5 protein-coding genes and 2 pseudogenes are annotated in these 7048 nt (G+C 35.4%); all 7 read left to right on the forward strand.

Annotated elements, in window-relative coordinates; genetic code table 11:
- Positions 1–160 precede the first annotated feature (160 nt).
- The gene (locus Q9R21_RS04070; RefSeq protein WP_001052041.1) at positions 161–823 is read left to right on the forward strand and encodes a TnsA endonuclease N-terminal domain-containing protein; all 663 of its coding nucleotides are present in this window, start codon (positions 161–163) and stop codon (positions 821–823) included.
- On the forward strand, positions 820–2871 hold the full coding sequence (locus tag Q9R21_RS04075) for a Mu transposase C-terminal domain-containing protein (protein ID WP_000100555.1): 2052 nt from the start codon (positions 820–822) through the stop codon (positions 2869–2871). Before Q9R21_RS04070 ends, Q9R21_RS04075 begins: the two co-directional genes overlap by 4 nt.
- Positions 2864–3877 (forward strand): TniB family NTP-binding protein, encoded by a 1014-nt coding sequence (locus Q9R21_RS04080; RefSeq protein WP_001281162.1) that lies wholly within the window; start codon positions 2864–2866, stop codon positions 3875–3877. The genes Q9R21_RS04075 and Q9R21_RS04080 overlap by 8 nt, the downstream gene beginning before the upstream one ends.
- Before the next feature lie 15 nt (positions 3878–3892).
- Positions 3893–4294: pseudogene (locus tag Q9R21_RS14835) on the forward strand (TniQ family protein); the annotation flags it as partial.
- 99 nt (positions 4295–4393) lie between these two features.
- A complete protein-coding gene (locus Q9R21_RS04085) occupies positions 4394–6352 on the forward strand; it encodes a hypothetical protein (RefSeq protein ID WP_000642242.1) in 1959 nt (652 codons plus the stop codon).
- Positions 6353–6487: 135 nt separating this feature from the next.
- Positions 6488–6730: a hypothetical protein gene (locus Q9R21_RS04090; protein ID WP_000104011.1), complete on the forward strand. Its 243-nt coding sequence runs from the start codon at positions 6488–6490 to the stop codon at positions 6728–6730.
- A 1-nt stretch (position 6731) separates the two neighbouring features.
- Positions 6732–7048 (forward strand): annotated as a pseudogene (locus Q9R21_RS04095) (hypothetical protein); the annotation flags it as partial.

Below are 7048 nucleotides of genomic sequence, written 5' to 3' on the forward strand. Positions count from 1 at the left end.
AAAGCATAAGATGAAATAAAAAACACCAATTATTAGTTGGTAGACTTTAAAATCATAATCTTACAAAAAACATTATTTCTCGAACAAATGTTGATTCAAGTATAAGATGAAATCAAGCTATCATGAATTCTGAACAAAGAAAATTCTTGGAGTTTTCGAGATGGCTAAGCATGGCGTTAGGCGTATTACCAATCGAGGGCGAGACCGAGTAATTGGAAAATTTGCTAGCTTAAAGATGCAGCAGATTATTCAATGGGAGTCTCAAATAGAAAGGGACTGTTGCTATTGGCTTGAGTTCGATAGAGATGTAATTGCCTACCGTTCACAACCACTAATTATTTCCTATATCTTTGAAGATAGAAAGCTGCGTCATACTCCAGACTTTGAGGTCATGCGTCATAGCTTACAAACAGGTCAATATCAATATTTAGAAGTTAAACCATATAAGAAAACAATGGAAGATGAGTTCAAACGCAAACATATTGCTCGCGCTGCGCACTTTCATCTTCACGGACATATATACGATTTAATAACTGATGAACATCTCCGTAAAGACAGTTACTTAGATAATATTCGACTTCTATACCGATATGCTCGCTTAACATCTAATCCTGAAATACTTTTAAAAATCAAACGAGCCTTACCAAATCATTCTAAACATACTCTAAAAGTACTACAAAATCATTGCGTTGATTTTGGAGCAGAAATGGAACTTGCGTATCTCTTACTCTACAACGGTAGCGCTAGATTCGATATGGAGAAGCCTCTTCATATTAATACCGAAATAGAGATGACATGGTATGTTGGAGACGATGATCTATGAGTAGCTATCAATTTTCTTATGGACACTATGTCGCTTATCAAGGTTCAGTATGGGAAATTGAAAGCCTTGATCCCAAAACAAAAATATTAAAACTTTCAAGAACAACTGATGCTCTGAAGATTTCAATACCATACTCAGAAGCATTAGGTCACCTAGTTAACAATCAACTTAAATTTATTGATCCTGAAACTGCTACCAAACCTTTAATTACGGCAGAACAACGTGCCTTAGCAGATTTTTCAACAAAATCATCAGAACAAAAAAAGGAGGCTGTAAGAAGGTCAAAATATCTAAATATTCTAAAGGAACTAAAAGTCCCATCTTTCACAAAAAAATATCTTGATCCACTTATTGCAAATATTGCTCTTCAAATTGGAGACCCCACACCACCTTCAGCAATTACAGTATATCGTTGGCATAAAAATTATAAGAATGCTAGTGAAGACATACGTTCATTAATCAAGAATGAGCAAAAAAAAGGGAATCGAAGTAAGCGCCTTGATCCAGAAGTACAACATATAATAGATACGACTATTAAGGATGTTTACCTGAAGGGCCATAAACCATCAATAACAACAGTCTACGAAGAGCTTAAAAGAAATATTTGGAAAGAAAATAAATTCAGGATAGCTAGTGAGGCCTTAACAGCGCCGAGTTTAACTACTCTAATCAATAAAATTAAAGCACTTGACCCTGTATTAGTTACTCTACATCGAGAAGGAAAACATGCTGCCGAAATGGAATTTAGAGTCTACCAAATGGGTGTCTCAACAACTAGACCATTAGAACGGGTTGAAATAGATCATACCCAATTGGATTTATTCGTCATTGATGATCAAACTGGTTTTCCTTTGGGCAAACCGTATATTACTGCCGCAATAGATCATCATACCGGCTCTGTCACAGGATTCTACATTAGTTTTACTCCACCAAGTGCATTTAGTGTCATGGAGTGTCTAAAAGTAGCTATATTGCCTAAAGTTGAAATAAACAAAATCTTTCCTTCTGTTAAAAATACATGGGATGTTTTTGGTGTATTCGAAACTTTAATCGTAGACAACGGTAAAGAATTCTATAGCATCGCGCTCGAAGAAGCGTGTATTCAACTAGGGATTAACATTCAATATGCACCTCCGCTCCAACCTTGGTTTAAAGCTTCCATTGAGCGGTATTTCTCAATTATAAATCAAAAATTACTCAATGGTATGGAAGGTAAAAGTCTAAAAAATCTTGGAAAATTTGCAGATTACAATCCTATTAAGAATGCAGTAATAGATTTCTCATCATTAGTAGAAATTATGCATATATGGGTGATAGATATTTTTCATCAAACTTTCAAAGAACGCATTGGTGATACACCAGCAGAAAAATGGCGTAAAAGTGTACTGATATATCCACCATTACTTCCCAAGAGTGCATTAGACGTGAATATTACTCTAGGACTTCATGACAAACGAAAAATTGTGAGGACTGGCATCTCCTATGAAGGTCTAATCTATAACTCATCAGAACTGGCTTTACTGAGGCAAAAAATTCTAGACAATCCAAATGTGACTATAAAAATAGATCCTTCCAATATTTCTCATATATTTGTTCTTGATCCAATCAAAGAGGAATATTTCAGTGTTCCAGCAATAAACCAGAAATATGCAACGGGTAAAACTTTATTTCAACATCAAGTAATCAGAAGGAATGCCCGTGAATACGCAAAATCTTCGGTAAATATGAATAATTTAATGGAAGCTGCTGATAGGATTGAAGAAGTTGTTGAAAAAAGTAAACATACTTCCAAAAACAGGAAAACACAATTATCTCAAAAAGTTGCACGCTACGAAGATATCTCTCAGAACTCAGTACTATCCTCTAAGTCAAATGAACAACTAAACTCTATTTATAAAGAAATGAATCGTTCTCCAGAAAATCTGGTCACCGAAGTTGAGAAAAAAATAGACCCTGTTTCTAGCGATAAAATACCACTCACATCATTTTATGATGAAGCGGATGACTGGTCTTCTGATTACAGCTTGGGAGGTATTAATAATGAGTGATTTAGCAGAATTTGTTGCAGCTAATGCAGATAAAATCAGAAAAATTGAATCTATCTTTATAAAATATCCTAGACTCACAAGCATTCTTGATTGCATTGAAGAATGTCGTGAAATGTCTAAATTTTCAGAAGAGCCTCAGTGTATGTTTATCACAGGAGGATCAGGCGTAGGAAAAACAAGTCTAATTCGACAATATTCTAGTCGTTGGCCGTCAATCGAAATGCCTGATGGTGACATCCATCCTGTCTTTAAAACATCTATACCTGCCAGCGCTACAATTAAAAGCGTAGCAACCGCAATGCTAAGTGATCTAGGTGATTTAGCAGCTACCCATGGAACCACTGTAACTCAAAGCAACCGTTTATATGCTTTAGTCCATCAATGTAAGGTAGAAGTCATAATTATAGATGAATTTCAGCATCTCATTGATAATAAGACACAAAGAGTTATTGGCTTGGTAGCAGACTGGATCAAGATGTTTATCGAAATTACTAAAATTCCAGTCATACTAATTGGTATGCCAGAATCGGAAGCCATTTTACATCAAAGCCCTCAACTACGCCGCCGATTCCTCACCAAGAAACGCCTAACTCCCTTTTTATGGGATAGTGAAGCCAACCGAAATGAATTTAGAAAATTTTTAGCTGAAGTAGATAAATCTCTTCCATTTGATGTGTATAGTAATTTAGCTTCAGAAGAAATTGCTTACCGTCTTTTTGTAGCAAGTCAGGGAACGGCAGCAAATATCATGTCATTGATAAAGCACGCTGCCTATGATGCCATTAGACATAATCATCCATGTTTGACTTTAGCGCATTTAGGCACAGCTTTTGATTCAATTCAATACGACACCACCCTCCCCAATAATCCATTCCTAGTAGAGACTTCTGTAATTTCTTCTTGGAAAGCAACAAGTAGGATTACACACTCAGAAATTGGCACTAATAATCGCGTCAAAGCCAAGCCAAAAGAATTGACAATCAGAGATACCATAACCCGCCGTTAATCGATTGATGAGCGTATGAAAAAACGACTATTAAAGCGTCCAGAACCTAATCTAGATGAAAGTATGATCGGGTACTTACTACGCCTATCGGATGCTAACTGTTATGAATCCTTGAATCCAATATTATCGCTTTTGGATGACAATGATTTTGAGGTAAAGGCTCATAAAATACGTGCTCTTTGCATGGGTAAATTGAATATAGAACGACTGTCTCATCTCACAAATACACCTCAAAATACTTTGAACAACCTAATTTTTCAGTCGATTACTCTCAATAAAAGCCAATATTTCAGAGTCGGTCATGCAAGCATTTCCGATGAGTTAATGAATTTTAGAAATCCCGCAATCTGTGTACAGTGCTTAACAGAGTCTTCTTATCATCGAAAAATATGGACAGTTGCATCTTATACAGTGTGCCTTAAACACTTATCTCTATTACAGGATACATGCTCGACATGTAATTCAGTATTTAGTTGGTCAAGAACAAACTTACTGAAATGTCGCTGTGGTGCTGAAATGAAAGCAGCAGATTCACTGCAAGTTGAAAGCTCTGAAACACTACTAGCAGATATGACTGCACAAGCAGTCAATGGCGATTCGATCAAAGGACATCCACTAGTCAAAGATATGCAATCATTTTATGCAGTCATTCATCTTGGCTATATTTTATCCAGTAGGTATTCTTGGTCTAATACAGAATTAGACCTTAGTTATCAAATTATAAGTAATAGGCACATTGAAGCTCTAAATGCGTTCAAACCATTTGCTAATTGGCCAGAAAGTTTTCATCAGTTTCTAACAGAAATTGTCGCAAGAAATCGTGCCATCTATCCAGCATTTAGTAAACCAGCTCTGCTCTTTCGCCTAAGTATGGCTTTGGATCGTTCTCCATTACGTAAATTACAACCTGACATCTATCAAGCGGTAGAGTCTGAATTAGAAAGTTTTATACGCACAGAACAAACGCCATCGATATTACCAAAGCCAAAGACTGAGAATCTGAAACAAGACAAGCTATTATCAAAAAAAGAAGTTAAAACTATGCTAGCCGTATCTGATTCTAGCTTTGATCAGCTTATCAAAACTAATTTAAAACCACCTTCGCTGGATGAGAAGTACTCACTAGATAATGTAGCTGAACTCAGAGATATATTATTGAGGTTAGTTACGCTAAATGAAGCAGCTAAAATTTTAAGGCTGTCACCCCACAATACAAAGAACCTGTTAAAGAGTGGAATTATTACCGCATTTCGTGGTCCTGATATTGATGGCTACCGTGATATCTTGATTGATACTAAGGTGTTAAATAACTTATTAAGTACTATTAGCAAATCAGTAAAATCAAAATTTATACATGAAAATATATCTCTTTCGCTTTATTTCAAGAAATATCACTATCATTCGATGCGGACACTGGATGAATTAATTCAAGCTGTACTTGATAGACGACTTTCTATAGTGAACTTTGATAAAGAAGCTGGTTTATTGGGTATTAGTTTTGATAAAAATGAATTACTTCAATTCATTGATATACAAACAAAAAATAAAGATAAAAATGAATTATTAGATATCAATGATGTTATTGTCGCATTAAATACCTACCGTGATGCAGTATATCGAATCATGTCAGTAGGCCTTTTAAAGTATAAAATGGCAAAAATAAATATAAAATCTACTCAGCGCTTTGTTTCACCAGAGGAATTAGCCCGTTTCAAAGCTAAATACATTTTGCCAAGCGAAATTGCAGAACTTTTTCAAACAAATGTTACCAACATTGCTGAGCGTATAAAGCACCTTGGCATAAAACCCATTTCAGGACCAACCATTGATAATGGTTTAGTTTATGTCTTTGAGCGTAAAGATATTATCAGCATCAACAAACAACAATTGGATAAAGTACAAGGTTATCAAACCCGCACCGGTAGGCCCAAAAAAGGACAAATGACTACAAAAAGCAAAGCCAAAACAGATTATATGGATGCGCAAGCAGTTGCTGAACTTTTGGGAGATAGTGCTAATATTCAAAAAGTGTCACGTTTAGTAAAAAAGGGTTTTTTACAAGCGGTGCAACATAATGGAGAATTGGGTAACAAACGTTATTTTAAATCCGAAGTAGTACTGCAATACCTTGCAGAATTCCAGAATAATCCGCGTCTTATAAAACTACAAGACATACCCACTTGGTTATCAATTGACAAGCGCAGACTCGAAATTGATTGGCTGAAATCAGGGCGATTGAGCTTAATCGATGATGGCTTAGGCCAGCGCTATGCCCATATGGATGACTTGGAAAACATCAAGAAGCTCAGGATATATGCGTTAAGTACACAAGAACTAGCTGAATCTACTGGAAAAACACGCCAAGATGTTAACAATGCAATCCGCCTTGGAAAAATTCAACCTATATCAGGACCCAATTATGATAGTTTTCCGAACTTTTTATTTGATCGCTCAAGCATTATCAAGCTTCTTTAGATTGCGAATGCAGAGACTTGATGATCTAAATATTTATCAACTTAAATTGCCGTTGACGAAATTGGGCTGAAACCATCATTTATGTTACATTATGTATCACTAAAATATTATATAGAATGAGATCTAAGGGAACTAATGAGCACTATTATAAACTTTTTAAGCAACCCAGCAGTTGGTGGAGTAGCTGCAATATGTACAATCCTCACAACAATATGGGGGATAATACAAACAATACGTGTTAAGAAACTATCACAAGAAATTAGTAATTTGAAAACAAGCAAAAAGACTGATACCGACCAACGTCAAGTTAAAACGCATGATCGTTCTACATATGTGGAACAGGCAAATGATATAACTATTAATCATGGATCAGACTGATATGTGTCCTGATCGTTCTACAAATATTGGCACAGCTCAAACTGTCACCATCAATCAAGTTGCACCAAATTTTCAAAGACGGCCAGCTTTAATATCTCAAGTAGTAAAGAGACTTTCATCACTAACGCTTATAGATGAGGCATTCACCAATCAGTTAGAACATACTTATAATATTGAAGCTAAACTCGAATATAATCATGTATTTAAGTATCGTCCTTTAATTGAAGAGTATGGTGAATACGGACACAATGTCATTAAAATATTAAGTACAATTGATCAAGAAAAAATTGGATCTGAAAAAAAAATCTTAAAATTAAT

This window comes from Acinetobacter sp. RG5, from assembly GCF_031844265.1.
Classification (GTDB): domain Bacteria; phylum Pseudomonadota; class Gammaproteobacteria; order Pseudomonadales; family Moraxellaceae; genus Acinetobacter.